Consider the following 24,346-nt stretch of genomic DNA (forward strand, 5'->3'; position numbering starts at 1 on the left):
GAATATTGGCACGTCGCACTGTTAACTGCGGTTAACACCTTTACAAAGCCTGACCCCACAACTAACACACATCAAACTGATATCACGAAAGGCCGTATCCCTGAGTCAGTGCTACCTCAAAACACGGCCTCATCCAGCCATTATTTCAGGAGTCCCTACCACATGGGTGCTCTCCGTCTATTGCGTGCCATGTGCAGCGCAGCACCAGCCTCGGGCTCACATTCGCCCGACCTGTCCTGCGATCCGCTCCTCAAGCGCGGCGAACTTTTCCATCCCCGCAATACCCGCGCGCCTCTGCCGGCAGCGCCCGGCCCGTCAGGCCGGCGATGTCCGGCGGCCGCCTCGCACCACTCCTGAACTACCTGAGCGGTGCAAGAACGGGACTTCGTCCTGTTAGCAGTCCCTAGCGATTCTAAAAATAAAAAAATGGCATTTTCGGGAGAAAGACATGACTACCACCACAACGACCAGCGGCGGCACCGTTACTTCGCTTTCCAACACTCCGCAGGCGCAGGACGACATTTTCACTACCGGTGTTATTGGCACGGGCACCGCGGCCATCACTGAAGACCTGCTGGGGGTCGTGTACCTGGACGTCATGTCCAATGACCTCGGCGGTAGCGCAAAGACACTGTGGTCACTCGATGACGCGACCAGTCTTTCTACTGCCACCAAGGTTTATGCGCCGGCCGATCTCCTGATCCAGGACACGGGCAGAATTGAGGCGACGAGTACTGACACCAGTTTCAATGGGGCAAAGATCTGGATTACGTCGGATGGCAAGGTCGGCTACGACGCTGCAACGTTGTCGACTGCTTTCAAGGCGCAACTCCAGTCGCTTGCCGCTGGAGGGTCCCTGACGGACAGCTTTACCTATGCGATTCGTCTCGGCAACGGCACGCTCAGTTGGGCCACTGCGCAGGTGCAGTTCGCTGGCATGAATGACAGTGTGACGATGAACGTCGGCGTTCAGGCCGGCACGGTAACCGAAGATGCGACCACGACGCCGAGCCCGACCGACTCGCTGAGCACCTCGGGCACTATTGCCTTTAGCGATGTTGACCTGAGTGACACGCATACCGCCTCTTTCGTGGCTGCGGGAGGCAATGCCACAGCGCTGGGCAACTTCACCCTTGCATCAGTAACTGAAGCGGCAAACGCAGCCAACGGCACCGTTAACTGGACTTACACCCTGAATAATGCGGCAGCCCAATACCTGGCCCAGGGGCAGACTGTTACTGAAACCTATGTGGTCACCATCAATGATGGGCATGGCTCGTCGACCACGCAGAATGTGACTATTTCCATCACCGGCACCAACGACCAGGTGCAGATCACCAGCGGCGTACAGGTCGGCGATGCCAAGGAAGACAGCGGCGACTACGCAGCCAACGGCAGCATCACCTTTACCGACGTCGACCGGATCGACACTCACAGCGTCACCGTCACGCCGGGAGCTTCCGGCTACCTGGGCAGCTTCACTGTCAATCCACTGAGCGACAGCACCGGTACGGGCAGCGGTTCGCTGGGCTGGAACTTCGCGGTGAACAACACCACCCTGCAGTTCCTCGGCGCAGGCCAGACCCTCACCCAGACTTATAACGTGGCGATCGGCGACGGCGCGGTGCAGACCGTGACTATCACGATTACCGGCACCAACGATCAGGTGCAGATCACCAGCGGCGTGCAAGCCGGCGATGCCAAGGAAGACAGCGGCGACTACGCAGCCAACGGCAGCATCACCTTCACTGACGCCGACCTGATCGACACCCACAGCGTCACCGTCACGCCAGGTGCTTCCGGCTATCTGGGCACTTTCACCACTAACCCACTGAGCGACAGCACCGGCACGGGTAGCGGTTCGCTGGGCTGGAACTTTGCGGTGAACAACTCCGCGTTGCAGTTCCTCGGCGCAGGCCAGAGCGTCACCCAAACCTATAACGTGGCGATCGGCGACGGCGCGGTGCAGACCGTGACTATCACGATTACCGGCACCAACGATCAGGTGCAGATCACCAGCGGCGTGCAAGCCGGCGATGCCAGGGAAGACAGCGGCGACTACGCAGCCAACGGCAGCATCACCTTTACCGACGTCGACCGGATCGACACCCACAGCGTCACTGTCACGCCGGGCGCTTCCGGCTACCTGGGCAGCTTCACCACCAATCCACTGAGCGACAGCACCGGTACGGGCAGCGGTTCGCTGGGCTGGAACTTCGCGGTGAACAACACCACCCTGCAGTTCCTCGGCGCAGGCCAGACCCTCACCCAGACTTATAACGTGGCGATCGGCGACGGCGCGGTGCAGACCGTGACTATCACGATTACCGGCACCAACGACCAGCCGACGCTGACAATAGCCGACACCGCCGGGGCAATGAACGAAGGCAACGGCACGGTCACCCTGAGCGACAGCGGCGCACTGAGCTTTAGCGATCTGGACAGCAATGACACGGTGACCGTGTCGCAGACCTCCAACGGCGACATCGCCTGGAGCGGCGGCACGCTCAATGCGGGCGTGGTCTCGGCACTGGTGGCCGGTTTCTCGGTCGACCAGAACAGCTGGGACTACAGCAGCAATCAGAACCTCGACTTCCTCGGTGCGGGTGAAACCATCACTTTCTCGTACGCGGTGGTTGCGACCGACGACAGCGGTGCGGCTAATGCCGCCTCGGCAACGCAGACCGTCACCATCACTATTACCGGCAGCAACGATGCGCCCGTACTCAGCTTCGTGACGGGCAACGATGCTGGCGCGGTGCAGGAAGACACCACGCTCAGCGTCAGCGGCCAGTTCAGCTCCGCCGACGTCGATCACGCTGCGACGGCCACCTGGACCATCAATGGCTCGGCTTCGGGCACCTACGGCTCGATCGCGGTGGACAGCACCGGCCAGTGGACTTACACCCTGGCCAATGGCACCGATGGTGTCGCCAGTGCGATGCAGTCGCTGAAGGCTGGCGAAAGTCACGATGAAGTGTTCAGCGTGCAGGTCAGTGATGGCCTCGGCGGCGTGGACACCCAGTTGGTGACCGTCACCGTCACTGGCAACAACGACGCCCCCGTACTCAGCTTCGCGACAGGAAACGATGCCGGCGCCGTGCAGGAAGACACCACGCTCAGCTTGAGCGGCCAGTTCAGCTCGGCCGACATCGATCACGCTGCTACGGTCACCTGGAGCATTGCCGGTACAAACACCGGCACCTACGGTTCGATCGCGGTGGACAGCACCGGAAAATGGACTTACACCCTGGCCAATGGCACCGATGGTGTCGCCAGTGCGGTGCAGTCGCTGGGGGCTGGAGAAAGTCACGATGAAGTGTTCACCGTGCGGGTCAGCGATGGCCTCGGCGGCATGGACACTCAACTGGTGACCGTTACCGTCACTGGTAGTAACGATGCGCCGGTGCTCAGCTTCGCGACGGGCAACGATGCCGGCGCGGTGCAGGAAGACACCACGCTCAGCGTGAGCGGCCAGTTCAGTTCGGCTGACATCGATCACGCTGCTACGGCCACCTGGAGCATTGCCGGGTCGAATACCGGCACCTACGGTTCGATCGCGGTGGACAGCACCGGAAAATGGACTTACACCCTGGCCAATGGCACCGATGGTGTCGCCAGTGCGGTGCAGTCGCTGGGGGCTGGAGAAAGTCACGATGAAGTGTTCACCGTGCGGGTCAGCGATGGCCTCGGCGGCGTGGACACTCAACTAGTGACCGTCACCGTCACCGGCACTAACGACGCGGCCGTATTGTCCTCGGCCAGCGTCACGCTGACCGAAACCAATGCCGCTGTCGACATCTCCACCACCGGCACGCTGACCATCAGCGATGTCGACAGTGCCGCGACCTTCGTCGCCCAGTCCAACACCGCCGGCAGTTATGGCCAGTTCTCCATCGGCACCGACGGTGCCTGGAGCTATGTCGCCGACTCCGCCCACAACGAGTTCGTCGCCGGCACTACCTACACCGATACCTTCGCGGTGAGCAGTGCCGATGGCACCCTCACTTCGGTCACCGTCCACATCACCGGCAGCAACGACGCCGCGGTGTTGTCCTCGGCCAACGTCACCCTGACCGAAACCGATGCCCCGCTGACCACCAATGGCAGCCTGACCATCAGCGACGTCGACAGTGCCGCGACCTTCGTCGCCCAGTCTGGCACCGCCGGCAGCTATGGCCAGTTCTCCATCGGCACCGACGGTGCCTGGAGCTATGTCGCCGATAGCGCCCACAACGAGTTCGTCGCCGGTACCACCTACACCGACACCTTCGCGGTGAGCAGCGCCGACGGTACCCTCACTTCGGTCACCGTGCAGATCCTCGGCAGCAACGACGCCGCGGTGCTGTCCTCGGCCAGCATCACACTGACCGAGACCGATGCCGCCGTTGACATCTCCACCACCGGTACGCTGACCATCAGCGATGTCGACAGCACCGCGACCTTCGTCACCCAGACCAACACTGCCGGCAACTATGGCCAGTTCTCCATCGGCACCGACGGTGCCTGGAGCTACGTCGCCGACTCCGCCCACAACGAGTTCGCCGCCGGCACCACCTACACCGACACCTTCGCGGTGAGCAGCGCCGACGGTACCCTCACTTCGGTCACCGTGCAGATCCTCGGCAGCAACGACGCCGCGGTGCTGTCCTCGGCCAACGTCAACCTGACCGAAACCGATGCCCCGCTGAGCACCAATGGCAGCCTGACCATCAGCGATGTCGACAGCACCGCGACCTTCGTCACCCAGACCAACACCGCCGGCAGTTACGGCCAGTTCTCCATCGGCACCGACGGTGCCTGGAGCTATGTCGCCGATAGCGCCCACAACGAGTTCGTCGCCGGTACCACCTACACCGATACCTTCGCGGTGAGCAGCGCCGATGGCACCCTCACTTCGGTCACCGTCCACATCACCGGCAGCAACGACGCCGCGGTGTTGTCCTCGGCCAACGTCACGCTGACCGAGACCGATGCCGCCGTTGACATCTCCACCACCGGTACGCTGACCATCAGCGATGTCGACAGTGCCGCGACCTTCGTCGCGCAGTCTGGCACCGCCGGCAGCTATGGCCAGTTCTCCATCGGCACCGACGGTGCCTGGAGCTACGTCGCCGACTCCGCCCACAACGAGTTCGTCGCCGGCACCACCTACACCGACACCTTCGCGGTGAGCAGCGCCGATGGCACCCTCACTTCGGTCACCGTGCAGATCCTCGGCAGCAACGACGCCGCGGTGTTGTCCTCGGCCAACGTCACCCTGACCGAGACCGATGCCCCGTTGACCACCAATGGCAGCCTGATCGTCAGCGATGTCGACAGCCCGGAAAGCTTCCAGGCGCAAACCAACACCGCCGGCAGTTACGGCCAGTTCTCCATCGGCACCGACGGTGCCTGGAGCTATGTCGCCGATAGCGCCCACAACGAGTTCGTCGCCGGTACCACCTACACCGATACCTTCGCGGTGAGCAGCGCCGACGGTACCCTCACCTCGGTCACCGTGCAGATCCTCGGCAGCAACGACGCCGCCGTGCTGTCCTCGGCCAGCGTCAACCTGACCGAAACCGATGCCCCGTTGACCACCAATGGCAGCCTGACCATCAGCGATGTCGACAGCACCGCGACCTTCGTCACCCAGACCAACACCGCCGGCAGTTACGGCCAGTTCTCCATCGGCACCGACGGTGCCTGGAGCTATGTCGCCGATAGCGCCCACAACGAGTTCGTCGCCGGCACCACCTACACCGACACCTTCGCGGTGAGCAGCGCCGACGGTACCCTCACTTCGGTCACCGTGCAGATCACCGGCAGCAACGACGCCGCGGTGCTGTCCTCGGCCAGCATCACGCTGACCGAGACCGATGCCCCGCTGAGCACCAATGGCAGCCTGACCATCAGCGACGTCGACAGTGCTGCGACCTTCGTCGCGCAAACCAACACCGCCGGCAGTTATGGCCAGTTCTCCATCGGCACCGACGGTGCCTGGAGCTATGTCGCCGATAGCGCCCACAACGAGTTCGTCGCCGGCACCACCTACACCGACACCTTCGCGGTGAGCAGCGCCGACGGTACCCTCACCTCGGTCACCGTGCAGATCACCGGCAGCAACGACGCCGCGGTGTTGTCCTCGGCCAACGTCACCCTGACCGAAACCGATGCCCCGCTGACCACCAATGGCAGCCTGACCATCAGCGACGTCGACAGTGCTGCGACCTTCGTCGCGCAAACCAACACCGCCGGCAGTTATGGCCAGTTCTCCATCGGCACCGACGGTGCCTGGACCTATGTCGCCGACTCCGCTCACAACGAGTTCGTCGCCGGCACCACCTACACCGACACCTTCGCGGTGAGCAGCGCCGACGGTACCCTCACCTCGGTCACCGTGCAGATCACCGGCAGCAACGACCCCGCGGTGTTGTCCTCGGCCAACGTCACCCTGACCGAAACCGATGCCCCGCTGACCACCAATGGCAGCCTGACCATCAGCGACGTCGACAGTGCCGCGACCTTCGTCGCCCAGTCTGGCACCGCCGGCAGCTATGGCCAGTTCTCCATCGGCACCGACGGTGCCTGGAGCTATGTCGCCGATAGCGCCCACAACGAGTTCGTCGCCGGTACCACCTACACCGATACCCTCGCGGTGAGCAGCGCCGACGGTACCCTCACTTCGGTCACCGTGCAGATCCTCGGCAGCAACGACGCCGCGGTGCTGTCCTCGGCCAACGTCACGCTGACCGAGACCGATGCCCCGTTGACCACCAATGGCAGCCTGACCATCAGCGACATCGACAGCCCGGAAGCCTTCCAGGTCCAATCCGGTACCGTCGGCGCCAACGGAACCTTCGCCATCGATGCCGCAGGTAACTGGAGCTATACCGCCAACTCGGACTTCGACTCACTTAATATCGGCGACAGCCTGACCGACACCTTCACGGTACTCAGTGCCGACGGCACCGCGACCGCAGTGACGGTCACTATCAACGGCAGCAACGATGCCACCGTGCTGTCCTCGGCCAGCGTCACGCTGACCGAAACCAATGCCCCGCTGACCACGGCTGGCACCCTCACCATCAGCGACGTCGACAGCCCGGAAACCTTCCAGGCCCAATCCGGTACCGCCGGCGCCAACGGGACCTTCGCCATCGATGCCGCAGGTAACTGGAGCTATACCGCCAACTCGGCCTTCGACGCACTCAATGTCGGCGACAGCCTGACCGACACCTTCACGGTACTCAGTGCCGACGGCACCGCGACCGCGGTGACGGTCAGCATCACCGGGACTAACGACGCCGCGGTGCTGTCCTCGGCCAGCGTCACGCTGACCGAAACCAATGCCCCGCTGACCACCGCCGGCAACCTGACCATCAGCGATGTCGACAGCACCGCGACCTTCGTCACCCAGACCAACACTGCCGGCAACTATGGCCAGTTCTCCATCGGCACCGACGGTGCCTGGAGCTACGTCGCCGACTCCGCCCACAACGAGTTCGCCGCCGGCACCACCTACACCGACACCTTCGCGGTGAGCAGCGCCGATGGTACCCTCACCTCGGTCACCGTGCATATCCTCGGCAGCAACGACGCCGCCGTGCTGTCCTCGGCCAGCGTCACCCTGACCGAGACCGATGCCCCGTTGACCACCAATGGCAGCCTGACCATCAGCGACGTCGACAGCGCCGCGACCTTCGTCGCGCAGTCCAATACCGCCGGCAACTATGGCCAGTTCTCCATCAACGCTGGCGGTGCCTGGACCTATGTCGCCGACTCCGCTCACAACGAGTTCGTCGCCGGCACCACTTACACCGACACCTTCGCGGTAAGCAGTGCCGACGGCACCCTCACCTCGGTCACCGTCCACATCGCCGGGACCAACGACGCGCCGGTAATGACGGCAGGTGCGTCGCTGTCATACACAGAAAACCAGGCAGTAACGGCGATCAACTCGGCGCTGACGGTCACCGATGTCGACAGTAGCAACCTGACGGGCGCTACGGTATCGATCACCGGCAACTTCGCCGCGGGTCAAGACGTACTCGCGTTCACCAACCAGAACGGCATTACCGGCAACTACAATGCGGGCACTGGCGTGCTGACACTGACCGGAGCTGCTACGGTGGCGCAGTATCAGACCGCGCTGCGCTCGGTGACCTACTCCAACAGTAGCGACAACCCCTCAACAACGGCGCGCACGATTAGCTTCCAAGTTGATGATGGAGCTGCGACCAACCACGCGAGCAATGTCGCGACAACGACCATCACGGTGGCGGCAGTCAACGACGCACCGACGACTTCCGGCCTGGCCATAACCGAGACGTCGATCAGCTTCGTCGCGACCGACCCGGACAATGCGACGCTGTCACTGCAGAGTCCATTTGCCGCAGCATTCGGCAACCCCTCGATCACCAGCGGCGCCAGCACGAATCTGTCCCCCGTGGAGCAAGGCTCCGTGGTGTCGGGTACCTTGCAGGTGAAAGATGGCAGTGTCGCGGCGGGCGTAGTGGAGCTCTATCTCGGCACGAGCGCGGGCAACAATTTCTCGGCGGGCAGCTCCGACACAGCGATCTACGGCTTCGGTGGCACGGACAATCTGTCCGGCGGTACCGGTGCTGACTGGATTTTTGGCGGCGCGGGCAGCGACGTGATCGTCGGCGCGGCGAATGACCGCCTGCTCGACGGCGGCACCGGAACCGATACCCTCAATGTCGGTAGTGTCTTCGTCAATACGAGCGACAGCCAGATCGCGAATATTGAAAACATACAACTCACCGCAGCGTCAGGAGTACTGATCCTGAATGCCCAAACCGAAAGCTTCACCATCTTTGGTACTTCAGGTGCCGATCAAATCGTCGCGGGCAGCGGGAATGACACGATCTTTGGCACTGACAACGACACACTGCTGGATGGCGGCACCGGTTCCGATACCCTGAGTACGGGTGCCCTCTTCACGAGCACAAGCGACGGGCAGATTACGGGTATCGAGAATGTATTGATCGGAACGGCTGCGACCCTGAACCTCTCCAACCAGACCGAAGGCTTCACCATTACCGGTTCTTCGGGTGTCGACACCATCACCGGCGGCACAGGTGCAGACAGCATCAGTGCGGCGGGTGGCAACGACATCATCAACGGTGCGCAGAACGACACGCTGCTCGACGGCGGAGCCAACACCGATACGCTCAACGTCAGCGCGAACTTCACCAGCACCAGCAATGCCCAGATCGCCAATATCGAAAACGTGACGCTGACGACTTCCGGGCTGACGCTCAACCTGGGCAACCAGACCGAAGCCTTCAATATCAATGGTTCATCCGGCGTCGATAACATCAGCGGCGGCAGCGGGGCCGACACCATCAACGGCCAGGCGGGCAACGATACGCTGACCGGTAATGGTGGGGCTGACCAATTCCGGTTGCGCACCAACGGTGGCACGGACACGATCACCGACTACACGGACAACATCGACAAGATTGGCTTCCTGAGTGGTGCCGTAACGGGTGGTGTCGGCTTCACAACCGTTGGGAGTTCGGCCGGTACAGCGCTTCTCTCCACCGACTTTCAAACCCGCAACAGCATCAACAACATCAACAACAACGACGACAACAAGATTGATCTGATCGACGCGAGTTCGCAGACAACGTCACAGATCACAACCGGCGCTGGCGGCGGTGCCACCAACACCTACGTGATCGTATTCAACTCGACGACAGGCAAGGGCGAAATCTGGTTTGACACAGACTGGAGCAATACGGCGAGTCGGGTACAAGTGGCAACGCTGAACAACGTTACGACGTTGGCCGGGGTCGCTAACATCACAGCCTCAGACATCGTTGTCCACGACAGTACCCTCGGTCCAGCCGGTGTTGCCGGCAGCCCGATTAACATGGGCCTCGCCGATGCGGTGACTCACGCAGGTGTCACCACGGTGAGCATTTCCGGTCTTCCCGCAGGCTGGACCCTGAACCAGGGCACCGACAATGGTAATGGCACCTGGACGGTGGACCAGAGCAGCCTGGACACATTGACGGTCACGACAGCAGCGGATTTCGTGGGCGCCAGGGTTTTGCCGGTCACCATGACCTGGACCAATGCCGATGGCACGGTGGATAGCGAAGTGATTCGCGACAACGTCGAGACCTACGCCCCTGGTTCGCCGATCTTCGCCTTGTCAGCGGACGACAACCTCACCGGTTCCAGCAGCGCCGACCTGTTCGTGTTCGCCCAGCCGATCGGCAATAACGTCATCCATAGCTTCGATGCGACGGCGGACAAGATCGACTTGATCGGCTTCACCGGTGTCACTGGTTATGCTGACGTGAGTATCGCTAACGACGCAAACGGCGATGCGCTGGTCAACATCGGCTCCGGCCAGACGGTCACCCTGAAAGGTGTCGATGCGGCGGACTTGAGCGAAGCGAACTTCCAGTTCGATGTGGACCCGCTCACCAACAACGCCGGTACCCTCAGCATTGCCGACGGCGCGATCATGCCGTTCGGTGGCAGCATCCATAACAGCGGCACGATCGAACTCGGCTCCGCCGGCAGTGCGACCCACCTTGAGATTCTGTTTCGTGGCGCAACCTTGACCGGTGGCGGTCAGGTGCAGCTATCCGACAGCGCGCAGAACGTGATTTTCGGTGGCAGCGCCGACACCGTGCTGACCAATGTCGACAACCGCATTTCCGGCGCCGGCCAGTTGGGCGCAGGGCAGATGGTGCTGGTCAATGCGGGGCTGATCCTGGCCAGCGGGCTGAATAGCTTGGTGCTCGACACCGGCACCCACACCATAACCAACAGCGGAGTGCTGGAATCTACGGGTACAGGCGGCATGACGGTGGCCAGTGCGGTCGACAACTCCGGCCACCTGTGGGCCAATGGTGGCGACCTGCACCTGCTGGCCGACGTGATGGGCAACGGCAGCGCCACCATCGACGGCGACGCAACCCTGAGCTTCGATGGCACCGCCCATACCTCAGTCGCCTTCCACGGCGAAGGTGCGGGCACACTGGTGATCGCACAGGCCGAAGCGGCGGGCTCGCTGGTCGGCATCCTCGGTCTGGAAAGCGATGACATGCTGACCTTCGGCGATCTCGCCTTCGGCGCCAACACCCAACTCAGCTACAACGCCAACGCCTCTGGCGCCGGCGGCCTGCTGACGGTGGATGACGGTGTGCACCGGGCTGAAGTGAATCTGCTGGGGCACTACTCAGTGAATGACTTCCAGGCCACCGACGGTGGCGAGGCCGGCACCCAGGTCAGTTACCACGGCGAATCCAGCGGCACACTGGTGGGGACTATGGCGGCGGACGTACTCAGTGGCGGCGACGGCAACGACATCATTGTGGGTCGTGGCGGGGAGGACACTCTCAGCGGTGGCGCGGGAGCCGATGTGTTCGCCTACTTCAACGTGAATGAAGGCGGCGACCATATTCTCGACTACAACTTCGCCGAAGGTGACACAGTCGACCTCTCCGCGCTGCTCAACGCCAACTTCGTTAACGGCACCAGCCAGGTGTCCGACTTTGTCCAACTGGCGCAGTCCGGCAGCGACATAACCGTGAAGGTGGATGTCGATGGCGCAGCCAATGGTACGAACTTCGCCGATGTGGCGGTCCTTGCCAACACGGGCACGAGCGGTACCGATCTGGTGCGCACCTGGTTTGGGGAGGCTGACCATACGCTGACGGCTTGATGTTGGGCTGGAGTTGAATCCACCGCTGCAGACAGCCACAAAAAAGCCCCACCAGATCACTCTGCGTGGGGCTTTCAAATATATGGTGTCCCAGGGCAGGTTCGAACTGCCAACCTTCCCCTTAGGAGGGGGATGCTCTATCCAATTGAGCTACTGAGACACAGATCGACCACGAAGAAACGCGGTGCGATGGACGGCGTGCATGTTAACGGGCAGGCCCGCTTTTGTCATGTCGTCCGTTGAGCTTTTTAAGTGTAGGCAGACGCCTCGCAGGTGCGTGGCTTTGTTTACCGTGCAAATTGCATCACCGCAAAAAGCCATCATTGCAAAATGCAATGCAGGTGCTTCTATCAAATAACTTAATTCATTGTTTTTAAAGGATTTAATTACCGTTAGACTCTTGGCATGCCGGCTGCTTTAGCTGTTCTCGAAGAACAACGGAGGCCAGCCTCATGAACAGCGCCCTTTTACTCTCGATCGCGATCGCTCTGGCGATTTTGTTGGGCTTTCAATTTGTCCCCGAGAGCGGTGTAGAACCGGTTGCTCAACGCATGCCTCATTACCTTCAGGTGCAAAGAGCGCCTCAACTGGCGGTAATGAGCGATCAGCGCAGCTTTGTCAGCCAGGAGGTGAGCCAGGAAGGCATTCTGCTGCCGGCTCAGTCTTCAGAACGTTTGGTATTTTGAATCACCCCATCAGGAGCACCGCATGTCCAAATCAGCCGCAGGGTTTTTCATCCTCGCCTTACTGAGCGGCATTCTTCATCTGTCAGTGGTCCAGGATACGGTCCTTACCCTGCCTTTGATCGCCAGCGGCGTGTTCGGTGCGCTGTTTGTGCTGGCGCTGATTGCCGGGCGCAAGATCAAATTCGATCCGATACTGCGTTAATCCTCAACAGGTCCAGCAAATGGGCAACTGTGGTGGACAGTTCACCTGAATTGTCGAGTCGATGGATCCGCGCATCTCCGTCTGAACCCTCTGCCGTGAATAACCCATTGCGGTGCAGCCTCGCTTCGATCTCAGCAAAACTTTCGCGACCACGGCGCAGCAGACGCTCTCGCAGGACTTCATCCTTGACCGTCAAAAGAACCGGCAATAGCGTCGGATACCGGCGCAGCGCCTGAGCCAGATGACCGCGAGAGCCGTTGACCAAGACATGCCGACCGTCATTGAGCCATTGATCTATTTCGATCGGAATACCGTAATCCAGGCCATTGGCGTTCCAGCACAGCGCGAAATCGCCCTCGACTCTGTGTTGCTCGAACTCTTCCCGCGAAACGCCAATCGCATCTTCGCCCACTGATTCGGCCGACCGCGTGATGACCCGACGCACCACTTCACAATTGAGCGTCTGCAACGGCTCTCGAGCGGCTTCGATGAGGCTGTCCTTGCCGCAACCAGAAGGCCCCATCAAGTAAATCAGCCTGCCATCCATCTTGAAATCACCTCGCACTGCACGTCTTCCCCTAGTAAATCGGCCAATTGCCACTATCCTGTACAAGTAAGGAACACTGATCGAATCTGCACAGCATGCGCTTTCAGGCGTCCCAGGGACATCACCTGTCGGGCAGGAGGAGGCGGTCAGTAATACGGACCAGGGCAAACTTTTCAAACCAGTCCGCATTTCTGATGATTGGTGCTGGCATAACGCCTTTATCCAGTTCAATATTTGTCACAGAATTGACGCCAATGAACTGGCTGCCTTGAGGCATGATGCGAGCCTTTATCAATTCAGGTTGAACATTTGGCCAGACCGCTTGTCCTATCAGACATCCTGCGGCCAATCCCGAGAACCGCTCCCCTGAACTAACCGGTTAAATATATGCGCCCATTGAAACAGGCAATTTATTCCAGCCGTACGGCTGACAAGTTCGTCGTACGTCTGCCAGACGGAATGCGTGAACGCATTGCCGAGGTGGCTCGCAATCATCATCGCAGCATGAACTCCGAAATCATCGCGCGCCTTGAGCAAAGCCTTATTCAGGAAGGCGCGTTGGGCGAAGAATTGAGCATGCGCCTGGACAGCCCGGAGCTGTCATTGCACGAACGTGAACTGCTGCAACGCTTCCGCCAACTCTCCCACCGTCAGCAGAACGCTCTTGTTTCGCTGATTGCGCATGATGCCGAAATGGCCGCAGACGCTTCCTGATTTCATCCGAAAGTTCAAGCCAGCTTAATCGCTGGCTTTTTTTTGCCTGAAATTCGGGCATAAAAAACCCGCCGATTGGCGGGTTTTTAATGTCGATAAGTCAGAGCAGGAAGATCGTCGCCAACCCGAGAAAGATGAAGAACCCGCCGCTGTCCGTCATGGCGGTGATCATCACACTGGCGCCCATCGCAGGGTCGCGCCCAAGCCGCGCCAGGGTCATGGGAATCAATACCCCCGCCAATGCCGCCAACAACAGGTTGAGCGTCATGGCAGCGGTCATCACCACCCCCAGAGACCAACTGCCATACAGCAGATAGGCAACGACGCCGATCACACCACCCCACACCAGGCCATTGATCAAGCCTACCGCCAACTCCTTGCGCATCAGGCGCGAAGTATTGCCGGTGCTGACCTGATCCAGCGCCATGGCCCGAACGATCATAGTGATCGTCTGGTTACCCGAGTTGCCACCGATACCCGCCACGATCGGCATCAGTGCCGCCAACGCCACCAATTTCTCGATGGAGCCTTCGAAAAGACCGATCACCCGGGATGCGATGAACGCAGTGATCAGGTTAATTGCCAGCCAGGCCCAACGGTTACGCAGGGATTTCCAGACTGACGCAAAAATATCTTCCTCTTCACGCAGACCCGCCATGTTGAGAACTTCGTTTTCGCTCTCCTCACGAATCAGGTCGACCATTTCATCGATGGTCAGACGGCCGATCAACTTGCCGTTCTTGTCGACCACAGGCGCCGAGATCAAGTCGTAACGTTCGAACGCCTGAGCAGCATCATAGGCGTCTTCGTCCGGGTGAAAACTCACCGGGTCGCTGGCCATGACTTCAGAAACCTGTTTTTCCGGGTCGTTGACCAACAAACGCTTGATTGGCAGCACGCCCTTGAGCACGCCGTCGTAATCGACCACAAACAGTTTGTCCGTATGGCCTGGCAGCTCCTTGAGGCGGCGCAGGTAACGCAAAACCACTTCGAGACTGACATCCTCACGGATCGTCACCATCTCGAAGTCCATCAGCGCACCGACCTGCTCCTCGTCGTAGGACAACGCAGAGCGGACGCGCTCACGCTGTTGACCATCGAGGGTTTCCATCAGCTCGTGGACGACGTCTCGCGGCAGCTCGGAGGCCAGGTCAGCAAGTTCGTCGGCGTCCATGTCCTTGGCCGCAGCCAGGAGCTCGTGATCGTCCATGTCGGCGATCAGCGTTTCACGAACCGAATCGGATACTTCGAGCAGAATGTCGCCGTCGCGATCGGCCTTGACCAATTGCCAGAGCGTCAGACGATCGTCCAGCGGCAAGGCTTCAAGGATGTAGGCGACGTCGGCGGAGTGCAGATCATCGAGCTTGCGTTGCAACTCGACGAGGTTTTGCCGGTGAACCAGGTTCTCGACCCGGTCGTGATGCGGACCTTCCTGGCGATGAGTCAGGTCTTCGACCACCCGCTGACGCTGCAGCAGCTCAACAACTTGAGCGAGGCGGTCTTGTAAGCTTTCCTGCGTTTTCTTTACTTCAACTTCAGACATAGGCGAACTCCACTCCCAGCAGCGGGGCACGCCGGAAGGATCAATCAGTCAATTCATGATTGGAAAAACGGGGTACTGAGTAACTACTGGGTAAGTCCATGGAGGTATTCCACAAGCCCCGGCGGGGCTGACGGGCGCAATGATACACCGCCCGACGGTTTTAAACGTTAAAAAATCGTGGCTGAAACAAGCGCTTGCAAGACAATCCTGAGCACCGCCCTGATCCATGAAACTGCGACGACTCATCCTGAAAAGAAAACACACCACCGCCGAAAAATGTAACGACTACCCTTCAGATGGACCGTCATGGAGGACGTTTAATGCCATCGAATGCACATTATTTTTTATTGATTACCCTGCTCTGGCCGCCGTCCTGCGCGCTTGCCACGACCGTTCACCGCTGCGAGGCGGCCGACGGGCGCATTACCTTCACTACGTTGAGCTGTGCGGCCGGAGACAGCCTTTCGCTTCAGGATGTCCGCACCTTCACCCCAGGCAGCGTGACCGCTCTCATGCCGGAAGCCGAGAATCGCGAAACATCAGGTATGAAAATCAAAAGGAGGGATCCGACTGTCATCGGCAAGACCGAGGACAAATGTGGAAACCTCATCAGCGCCAGAGAACGCCGCGAAGCGATCATCAATCAACGGATTGTTGCCGGCATGAGCCAGCAGGATGTCGAGAGCGCCCTTGGCAAGCCAGACAAGATCAGTATTCACAATTCGGCCACGAGCTACCGTTACGACACCCAGCGAGGTCGTAGCGCACATGTCGAGTTCGATGAGAGAGGATGCACCAAAGGAAAAGCCAAATCCCAGACGGCAAAAAGCCCGCGTTAAACGCGGGCTTTTTGGTGTTTGGTGCACTCGACAGGATTCGAACCTGTGACCGCTCGGTTCGTAGCCGAGTACTCTATCCAGCTGAGCTACGAGTGCATTTGTGTTTTTATACCAGATCACAACTGGTTGAAGCCAAGTCATTCACATTACTGCAAACAACTCTTAAATGGTGCACTCGACAGGATTCGAACCTGTGACCGCTCGGTTCGTAGCCGAGTACTCTATCCAGCTGAGCTACGAGTGCATTTGTTGCCGCGCATTATAGGCCGTTTAATCTCTATGTAAAGCACTTTTTCTAGTAATTTCAAACACTTACCGAAGAAGCTAGATTACAACGTACTACGCAAATAATGGCGGAGAACGGGGGATTCGAACCCCCGACACCCTTTTGAGGTGTACTCCCTTAGCAGGGGAGCGCCTTCGGCCACTCGGCCAGCTCTCCGCAACACGGGGCGTATATTAACCAGCTTCTTCCCCGTTTGCAAACATAAAAAACGATAAAAATTAATGGCTTGGTTCTTCGTCCTTCTCTTTCTTTATACGCAGGTAAATTTCCTCACGGTGGACCGCAACCTCTTTCGGGGCGTTGACACCGATACGCACTTGATTTCCTTTGACGCCGAGCACGGTCACGGTGATTTCGCCATCACCAATAATCAGGCTTTCTGCGCACCGACGAGTCAGAATCAGCATACCTTTCTCCTCACGCATTTCATTTCAGGGACAACAGTCTGCAAAAAAAAGGCACTCGACCTACAACCTGAACGATCGCAGCCCTACATGCCTGAGTATTGACTAGCGCGAGCAAAAGAACAGCCTCGAGTCGCGCCATTCAAAAAAACAAAAGGGCGCGGTCAGACCGCGCCCTTCGGTTAACGCATCACTCGCCCTGACGGGCCGGTGCGTCCAGTTCGAAAGCCGTGTGCAGCGCGCGCACAGCCAGTTCCAGGTACTTCTCTTCGATCACTACGGAGACTTTGATTTCCGAAGTCGAGATCATCTGGATGTTGATGCTTTCCTTGGCCAGGGATTCGAACATGCGGCTGGCCACGCCTGCGTGGGAGCGCATGCCGACACCGACGATCGACACCTTGGCAATCTTGATATCGCCAACGACTTCACGGGCACCGATCTCGCGAGCGGTGTTTTCCAGCACGGTTTGCGCCGCCTGGAAGTCATTGCGGTGCACAGTGAAGGTGAAGTCGGTGGTGTTATCGTGCGCAACGTTCTGCACGATCATGTCGACTTCGATGTTCGCGGCGCTGATCGGGCCGAGAATTTTGAATGCAACGCCCGGGGTGTCTGGCACGCCACGGATGGTCAGCTTGGCTTCATCGCGATTGAAAGCGATGCCGGAAATGATCGGCTGTTCCATGGTTTCCTCTTCATCAATAGTAATGAGGGTGCCCGGACCCTCCTTGAAGCTGTGCAGTACGCGCAGCGGAACGTTGTACTTGCCGGCGAATTCCACCGCACGGATCTGCAACACCTTGGAACCGAGGCTGGCCATTTCCAGCATCTCTTCGAAGGTAATCTTGTCCAGGCGCTGAGCCACGGACACCACACGCGGGTCGGTGGTGTAGACGCCGTCGACGTCGGTGTAGATCTGGCATTCGTCAGCCTTCAAGGCTGCCGCCAGCGCCACGCCGGTGGTGTCGGAACCGCCACGACCGAGGGTGGTGATGTTGCCGTGCTCGTCGACGCCCTGGAAACCGGCGACAACCACCACACGACCGGCCTTCAGATCGCCACGAATCTTCTGGTCATCAATCTGCAAGATACGCGCTTTATTGTGAGCGCTGTCCGTCAGAATCCGCACCTGATTGCCGGTGTAGGACACCGCTGGCACGCCGCGCTTGATCAGCGCCATGGCCAACAGTGCAATCGTCACCTGCTCACCGGTGGAGACGATCACGTCCAGCTCACGAGGAACCGGTTGGCTGTCGCCACTGATTTTCTTGGCCAGATCGATCAGACGGTTGGTTTCGCCGCTCATTGCAGACAGCACAACCACCAGGTCATCGCCGGCTTCGCGGAACTTCTTAACCTTGTCGGCGACCTGTTCGATTCTCTCGACAGTGCCGACCGAGGTGCCTCCAAATTTCTGTACGATCAAAGCCATTTCAAAGCCGCCTCTGCCCATGAAGGGCGCCCAAATAATCACTCAAACAGAGTTCCGACCCGCCACTAGACTGCGGGCCGGACACACTGCCTTATAAACCCTGCTCTACAAATGGAACAGTCAGGGCCAATGCCGCATCCAGTGCGCCAGCGTCAGTACCACCGCCTTGCGCCATGTCTGGACGACCACCGCCCTTCCCGCCCACTGCCGCAGCGGCTTGCTTCATCAAATCACCGGCTTTGAGTTGGCCAGTCAGGTCTTTGGTTACACCTGCAACCAGAACGACCTTTTCCTCATGGACACTGCCGAGCAGGATCACTGCGCGGCCGAGTTTGTTTTTCAGTTGATCGACCAGCGCCAGCAGCGCCTTGCCGTCCTGACCGTCCAGACGCACGGCCAGCACTTTCACGCCTTTGACATCCAGGGCAGAAGCCGACAGATCGTCGCCCGCCGCGCTGGCAGCCTTGGCCTGCAACTGCTCGAGTTGCTTCTCCAGCAGACGGTTGCGCTCCAGCACAGCCGACAGCTTGTCGATCAGGTTGTCGCGGCTACCCTTGACCAGGTTGGCCGCTTCCTTGAGTTGTTCTTCAGCAGCGTTCAAGTATGCCAGCGCCGCGGCACCGGTGACCGCTTCGATACGACGCACGCCGGAAGCCACACCGCCTTCGCTGATAATCTTCAGCAGGCCGATGTCGCCAGTCCGGTTGACGTGGATACCACCGCACAGCTCGACGGAGAAATCACCGCCCATACTCAGTACGCGCACGCTGTCGCCGTATTTCTCGCCGAACAGCGCCATGGCGCCCTTCTGCTTGGCGGTTTCGATATCGGTTTCTTCGGTTTCAACTTCGGAGTTCTTGCGAATCTCGGCGTTGACGATGTCTTCCAGCGCCTTCAACTGTTCAGGCTTGATGGCTTCGAAATGGCTGAAGTCAAAGCGCAGTCGCTGACTGTCGACCAACGAGCCTTTCTGCTGAACGTGATCGCCCAATACCTGACGCAATGCCGCGTGCAGCAAGTGAGTCGCCGAGTGGTTCAACGAAGTCGCGTGACGCACTTCAGCATCAACATGCGTTTCTACCGGCGCGCCGATGGTCAGGCTGCCCGACGCCAGCACGCCGTGATGCAAGAATGCGCCGCCGGTTTTGGTGGTGTCGCGTACGTCAAAGCGTGCGTTGCCGACCTGAAGGTAACCGCAGTCGCCGATCTGACCGCCGGATTCAGCGTAGAACGGCGTCTGGTTCAGTACGACCACACCCTCTTCGCCTTCGCTGAGTACGTCGACCGACTGGCCATCTTTATAGAGACCAACGACTTTCGCCGAACCTTTAGTCGCTTCATAGCCGGTGAATTCGGTGGCCACATCAACCTTGACCAGGCTGTTGTAGTCCATGCCGAAGGAGCTGGCGGAACGGGCACGGACGCGCTGGGCTTCCATTTCGCGCTCGAAGCCTTCTTCGTCGATGGTCAGGCTGCGTTCGCGAGCGATGTCGCCGGTCAGGTCCATCGGGAAACCGTAAGTGTCGTACAACTTGAACACGACATCGCCCGGAACCACGTCACCTTTGAGATCGGCCAGATCCTGCTCGAGGATTTTCAGGCCCTGCTCCAGGGTCTTGGCGAACTGCTCTTCTTCAGCTTTCAGTACACGCTCGATGTGCGCTTGCTGGGATTTCAGCTCTGGGAAGGCTTCGCCCATCTCGGCGACCAGTGCCGCAACGATCTGATAGAAGAAGCTGCCCTTGGCGCCCAGTTTGTTGCCATGACGGCAAGCGCGACGAATGATGCGGCGCAGCACGTAGCCGCGACCTTCATTGGACGGCAGCACGCCGTCGGCAATCAGGAAACCGCACGAGCGAATGTGGTCGGCGACGACTTTCAGGGACGCCTGATTGTCGTTGGTGCAACCGATTGCCTTGGCCGATGCACTCAGCAGGCTCTGGAACAGGTCGATTTCATAGTTCGAGTGAACGTGCTGCAGCACGGCACTGATCCGCTCCAGGCCCATGCCGGTATCGACCGACGGCGCTGGCAGCGGGTGCAACACGCCATCGGCGGTGCGGTTGAACTGCATGAACACGTTGTTCCAGATTTCAATGTAACGGTCGCCGTCTTCTTCCGGCGAGCCCGGTGGGCCGCCCCAGATGTCGGCGCCGTGATCGTAGAAAATCTCGGTGCAAGGACCGCACGGGCCGGTATCGCCCATGGTCCAGAAGTTATCGGACGCGTACGGCGCGCCTTTGTTGTCGCCGATACGGACCATGCGCTCGGCCGGAACGCCGATTTCCTTGGTCCAGATGTCGTAGGCCTCATCATCGCTGGCGTAGACGGTGACCCAGAGCTTTTCTTTCGGCAGGTTCAGCCACTTGTCGGACGTCAGGAAGTTCCAGGCGTAGGTGATCGCGTCGCGCTTGAAGTAATCACCGAAGCTGAAGTTACCCAGCATTTCGAAGAATGTGTGGTGACGGGCGGTATAACCGACGTTTTCCAGGTCGTTGTGCTTGCCGCCGGCGCGCACGCATTTCTGGCTGCTGACCGCGCGGGTGTACGCGCGCTTTTCCTGGCCCAGGAAACAGTCCTTGAACTGATTCATCCCCGCGTTGGTGAACAGCAGGGTTGGGTCGTTGCCCGGAATCAAAGAGCTGGAGGCTACACGGGTGTGGCCTTGCTCTTCGAAGAAGCGAAGGAAGGCTTCACGGATTTCTGCGCTTTTCATTAGGTTCTTCCACGGAGGCTGCGGCCAAAGGCCTGTGCGAAACGTCAACAGACGAAGCGACGGCAAAGGGCCGCATTATATCGGCCCTGCGCGCGGGGTACAGCGTGTTTATACGATAGAAACGGTCAATTGGACCGCTAACGCTATCAGTTGCGCGAAAACTCGACGAATGTCGCGACGACCTGCTCGATTTGAGCGCGGCTGACGTCCATGTGCGTGACCATGCGCAGACGTCCGGCAGCGCTCAACTTGATCCCGCGTTCGGCGGCAAACGCCTTGATGGCCTCGGCTTTGTCGCCCATCTGCACGTAAACCATGTTGGTCTGCACCGGCTCGACCTCGTAACCCGCGGCTCGCAAGCCTTCGGCCAGCCACCGCGCATTGGCGTGGTCGTCAGCCAGACGCTGAATATTGTTATCAAGTGCGTACAAACCTGCCGCTGCCAGAATCCCGGCCTGGCGCATGCCGCCGCCGACCATCTTGCGCAGGCGTCGCGCCTTGCCGACCAACTCGACCGAGCCGCACAGCACCGAACCGATCGGCGCGCCCAGGCCTTTGGACAGACAGACCGAGACGGAATCGAAATACTGGGTGATCTCGCGAGCATCGACACCCAATTTGACCGCCGCGTTGTACAGCCGCGCGCCGTCCAGGTGCAGCTGCAACCCATGTTCACGGGTAAAGCTTCGAGCCCGCGCCAGATACTCCAATGGCAAAACCTTGCCTTGCATGGTGTTTTCCAGCGCCAGCAAACGGGTGCGGGCGAAGTGGAAGTCGTCCGGTTTGATCGCGGCCGCCACGTGGGCCAGGTCCAGCGAGCCATCGGCCTGCACCTCCAGCGGTTGCGGCTGAATCGAACCGAGCACCGCCGCGCCGCCACCTTCGTACTTATACGTGTGAGCCTGCTGGCCGACGATGTATTCGTCACCGCGTTCGCAGTGGGCCATCAAACCCAGCAGATTGCTCATGGTGCCCGTCGGCACAAACAGCGCTGCGGCAAAACCCAACTGATTCGCAAGCTCGGTTTCCAGTCGATTAACCGTCGGATCTTCGCCGTAAACGTCGTCACCAGTGGCCGCGCTGGCCATCGCGTCGAGCATCCCTGCGGTCGGTTGGGTGACGGTGTCGCTGCGAAGATCAATAACGCTCATGAATCTGGCCTCGGTAAGCAGGGAAAATCCCTTTCAGTCAGGAGTTACTGCGGTCATGCAGACGAATAATCAACCCTTGGGCAGGAAAAGGCTTCCTGAACCGACGAAAAAGTCGATAGCAATCATCAGATAGCAGCAATGCACAGGTGAGAAATATGTGTTAAAAACGCTTCGCCGCCAAACAATCTGGCGGCAAAACGTTCTCAGGGCGGGGTGCAACTCCCCACCGGCGGTAATTGCGCGCAATGCGCATAGCCCGCGAGCGCTTGGCGACAGGTACGGCAATGGCTGTGATGTCGGCAAGGTCAGCAGACCCGGTGTGATCCCGGGGCCGACGGTCATAGTCCGGATGAAGAGAGAACGGGATTGGCGCCGCCTAGGCTCTATACCAAAGCGCCGTCCGCAGGCATTTGTGCTTGCGTACCCTTAAATCCCATTCGATTCATATGCCCTGTTTTTTACATAAACAGGAGTCAGAACATGCAACCCACCGCAATCGATAGCAAAAGCAAAAACCATCAGGGCGAGCGCGTTGCGTTCATCCAGGCCTGCTGGCACAAGGAAATCGTCGATCAGAGCCGTAAGGGCTTTGTGGCCGAAATGATTGCTCAGGGTTATCAGGAATCGGAGATCGATTTCTTCGAAGTCGGCGGCGCCTTTGAAATTCCGCTGCACGCCAAGCTGTTGGCCAAGTCCGGTCGTTATGCAGGCATCGTCGCGGCGGGTCTGGTAGTCGACGGCGGCATCTATCGCCACGAATTCGTCGCCCAGTCGGTGATCAGCGGTTTGATGCAGGTTCAGCTGGAAACCGAAGTGCCGGTGTTCTCCGTGGTTTTGACCCCGCACCACTTCCATGCTGGCGAAGAACATCAGAAGTTCTTCTTCGAGCACTTTGTGCATAAAGGCCAGGAAGCAGCGAAAACGTGCGCGGATACGCTGCACAAGATGCGTGCGTTGCGTCGTAGTGAACACCGTGCGGTAGCCGTCTAAACGCCGAAAAACCTGTGGGAGCGAGCCTGCTCGCGAAGGCGGAATAACATTCAACGATGATGTTGTTTGTTAGTCCGCCTTCGCGAGCAGGCTCGCTCCCACTTGGATTTTATGTTCAGCCCGAGATTGGGTCAGGCAAGGTTTTCGTCGGTAGTCGGCACAATCAGGATGCCGGCGCGCAGGCCATTCTTGACCTTGGGGTTCGGGAAGATGATCCGGGCACCCTCCTCCTCAATGATCCACCGGGTCTGGGCGATGTCTTCGGCCAGCAGGTAACCCACTTCCAACTCCGAAAAGTTCTCGATGTCCGCTGGCAGGTTCAAGCGGAAGCTATCGCTGTGCTTGATGATTTCTCGTGCCACGCTAAACAGCTGCAAACCGTCCAGCGCCTCTTCGGTCTGGGCCGGCTCGTTGCCTTCGATAATCTGTTTGAGGCGGGTTTCCAGCAGATCGACGTTGACCCCATCGTTCTGCCCGAATGGTCGCGCCTTGCCCAGTTCAAGGGTAAAAGACTCGGCACCGAGTTTGTCGTAAGTGTAAGAGCTGAAAACGATGGACGGCTTGTTTTGCAGCAGCACCGCTTCCATGCCGGCAGCGCGCAGGCGCGCCAGTTCCAGACGTGAATGCTGACGGCCTTCTTTCCAGGGATACAGTGCGAACTGCTCGATTTTCGAGCCACGAATTGCCGTGTGCAGGTCATAGTGCAGACGCTCGCGGTCCGGCAGGCTGAAGAAACTCGCCGCCAGCCGCTCCAGTTCACACGCGCGCAGGGCTTCGGAGCCGCTGCTTTGTTCGTGACGGCCGTTGAACAGCCGATTGACGTCCTGCTCGACGAAACGCTCGCCTTTGCGAATCGCTTCCGGGTTGCCGAACAGAAACAGAATACGTGTACGCGGTTTCAAGTCGCCGCGGGCGATGTCATGCAACAGGCGATCAAGCAACTCGATCGGCGCTGTTTCGTTGCCGTGGATGCCGGCTGATAGCAGCAGGTCCAGGCCATTGTCGCGAGCTTCAGGTGGCCGGACTTCCAGCGCACCTTCGCTCAACCAGCGCATGCGCACGCCTTCGACAGTCAGTTGAGTCTTCTCCGCCGGTTCGCGGCCGGCGAGGGTCAGTTCAAGCAGTTTGCCGAGGGCGAGCATAGAGC

Annotated in this window: 14 protein-coding genes, 4 tRNA genes and 1 riboswitch; of the genes, 6 read left to right on the plus strand and 12 right to left on the minus strand. The window is 59.5% G+C overall.

Annotated features, from left to right (window positions below; translation table 11 throughout):
* Positions 1 to 448 precede the first annotated feature (448 nt).
* Complete coding sequence (locus EAH74_RS04680; RefSeq protein ID WP_140676512.1) at positions 449 to 11,689, plus strand: VCBS domain-containing protein; 11,241 nt, start codon at positions 449 to 451, stop codon at positions 11,687 to 11,689.
* Between the two features lie 83 nt (positions 11,690 to 11,772).
* On the opposite strand, the gene EAH74_RS04685 is transcribed toward EAH74_RS04680, so the two are convergent.
* A tRNA-Arg gene (locus EAH74_RS04685) sits at positions 11,773 to 11,849 on the minus strand.
* 292 nt (positions 11,850 to 12,141) lie between these two features.
* On the opposite strand from EAH74_RS04685, the gene EAH74_RS04690 reads away from it, so the two are divergent.
* Both EAH74_RS04690 and EAH74_RS04695 read left to right on the plus strand, forming a co-directional pair.
* Positions 12,142 to 12,375, plus strand: coding sequence for a hypothetical protein (locus EAH74_RS04690; protein ID WP_140676515.1), 234 nt, complete (start codon positions 12,142 to 12,144; stop codon positions 12,373 to 12,375).
* Positions 12,376 to 12,397: 22 nt separating this feature from the next.
* Entirely contained in the window at positions 12,398 to 12,577 is a 180-nt protein-coding gene (locus EAH74_RS04695; protein ID WP_140676518.1) for a PA3371 family protein, read from the plus strand.
* On the opposite strand, the gene phnN is transcribed toward EAH74_RS04695, so the two are convergent.
* Both phnN and EAH74_RS33035 read right to left on the minus strand, forming a co-directional pair.
* Entirely contained in the window at positions 12,552 to 13,124 is a 573-nt protein-coding gene (phnN, locus tag EAH74_RS04700) for a phosphonate metabolism protein/1,5-bisphosphokinase (PRPP-forming) PhnN (RefSeq protein WP_140676521.1), read from the minus strand. The genes EAH74_RS04695 and phnN overlap by 26 nt on opposite strands.
* Positions 13,125 to 13,245: 121 nt before the next feature.
* Positions 13,246 to 13,401, minus strand: a complete 156-nt coding sequence (locus EAH74_RS33035; RefSeq protein ID WP_170206250.1) for a hypothetical protein — start codon at positions 13,399 to 13,401, stop codon at positions 13,246 to 13,248.
* Between the two features lie 110 nt (positions 13,402 to 13,511).
* Here EAH74_RS33035 and EAH74_RS04705 point away from each other — a divergent pair, with 110 nt between their 5' ends.
* A complete protein-coding gene (locus EAH74_RS04705) occupies positions 13,512 to 13,838 on the plus strand; it encodes an Arc family DNA-binding protein (RefSeq protein ID WP_003178899.1) in 327 nt (108 codons plus the stop codon).
* Between the two features lie 100 nt (positions 13,839 to 13,938).
* On the opposite strand, the gene mgtE is transcribed toward EAH74_RS04705, so the two are convergent.
* Positions 13,939 to 15,381, minus strand: coding sequence for a magnesium transporter (gene mgtE, locus EAH74_RS04710; protein WP_095130991.1), 1,443 nt, complete (start codon positions 15,379 to 15,381; stop codon positions 13,939 to 13,941).
* 320 nt (positions 15,382 to 15,701) lie between these two features.
* Between mgtE and EAH74_RS04715 the strand changes: the two genes are divergently transcribed.
* Positions 15,702 to 16,220 (plus strand): outer membrane protein assembly factor BamE, encoded by a 519-nt coding sequence (locus EAH74_RS04715; protein WP_140676524.1) that lies wholly within the window; start codon positions 15,702 to 15,704, stop codon positions 16,218 to 16,220.
* A gap of 19 nt (positions 16,221 to 16,239) precedes the next feature.
* Here EAH74_RS04715 and EAH74_RS04720 read toward each other — a convergent pair.
* The 7 genes from EAH74_RS04720 to ltaE form a co-directional block, all read right to left on the minus strand.
* A tRNA-Arg gene (locus tag EAH74_RS04720) sits at positions 16,240 to 16,316 on the minus strand.
* 71 nt (positions 16,317 to 16,387) lie between these two features.
* Positions 16,388 to 16,464 (minus strand) — tRNA-Arg (locus EAH74_RS04725).
* 107 nt (positions 16,465 to 16,571) lie between these two features.
* Positions 16,572 to 16,662: transfer RNA gene (locus EAH74_RS04730), tRNA-Ser, on the minus strand.
* 62 nt (positions 16,663 to 16,724) lie between these two features.
* A complete protein-coding gene (gene csrA / locus EAH74_RS04735; RefSeq protein ID WP_002554426.1) occupies positions 16,725 to 16,913 on the minus strand; it encodes a carbon storage regulator CsrA in 189 nt (62 codons plus the stop codon).
* Positions 16,914 to 17,100: 187 nt separating this feature from the next.
* A complete protein-coding gene (locus EAH74_RS04740; protein ID WP_140676527.1) occupies positions 17,101 to 18,342 on the minus strand; it encodes an aspartate kinase in 1,242 nt (413 codons plus the stop codon).
* A 91-nt stretch (positions 18,343 to 18,433) separates the two neighbouring features.
* Positions 18,434 to 21,058, minus strand: coding sequence for an alanine--tRNA ligase (gene alaS, locus EAH74_RS04745; protein ID WP_140676530.1), 2,625 nt, complete (start codon positions 21,056 to 21,058; stop codon positions 18,434 to 18,436).
* 146 nt (positions 21,059 to 21,204) lie between these two features.
* A complete protein-coding gene (gene ltaE, locus EAH74_RS04750; RefSeq protein ID WP_140676533.1) occupies positions 21,205 to 22,209 on the minus strand; it encodes a low-specificity L-threonine aldolase in 1,005 nt (334 codons plus the stop codon).
* Between the two features lie 195 nt (positions 22,210 to 22,404).
* Positions 22,405 to 22,575, plus strand: a riboswitch (FMN riboswitch).
* A gap of 114 nt (positions 22,576 to 22,689) precedes the next feature.
* Between ltaE and EAH74_RS04755 the strand changes: the two genes are divergently transcribed.
* Positions 22,690 to 23,199, plus strand: a complete 510-nt coding sequence (locus EAH74_RS04755) for a 6,7-dimethyl-8-ribityllumazine synthase (RefSeq protein WP_140676536.1) — start codon at positions 22,690 to 22,692, stop codon at positions 23,197 to 23,199.
* 131 nt (positions 23,200 to 23,330) lie between these two features.
* Here EAH74_RS04755 and astE read toward each other — a convergent pair whose 3' ends face one another.
* Complete coding sequence (gene astE / locus EAH74_RS04760) at positions 23,331 to 24,341, minus strand: succinylglutamate desuccinylase (protein ID WP_123368735.1); 1,011 nt, start codon at positions 24,339 to 24,341, stop codon at positions 23,331 to 23,333.
* Between the last annotated feature and the right edge of the window lie 5 nt (positions 24,342 to 24,346).

It is taken from the genome of Pseudomonas mandelii (assembly GCF_006438925.1).
Taxonomy (GTDB): domain Bacteria; phylum Pseudomonadota; class Gammaproteobacteria; order Pseudomonadales; family Pseudomonadaceae; genus Aquipseudomonas; species Aquipseudomonas mandelii_C.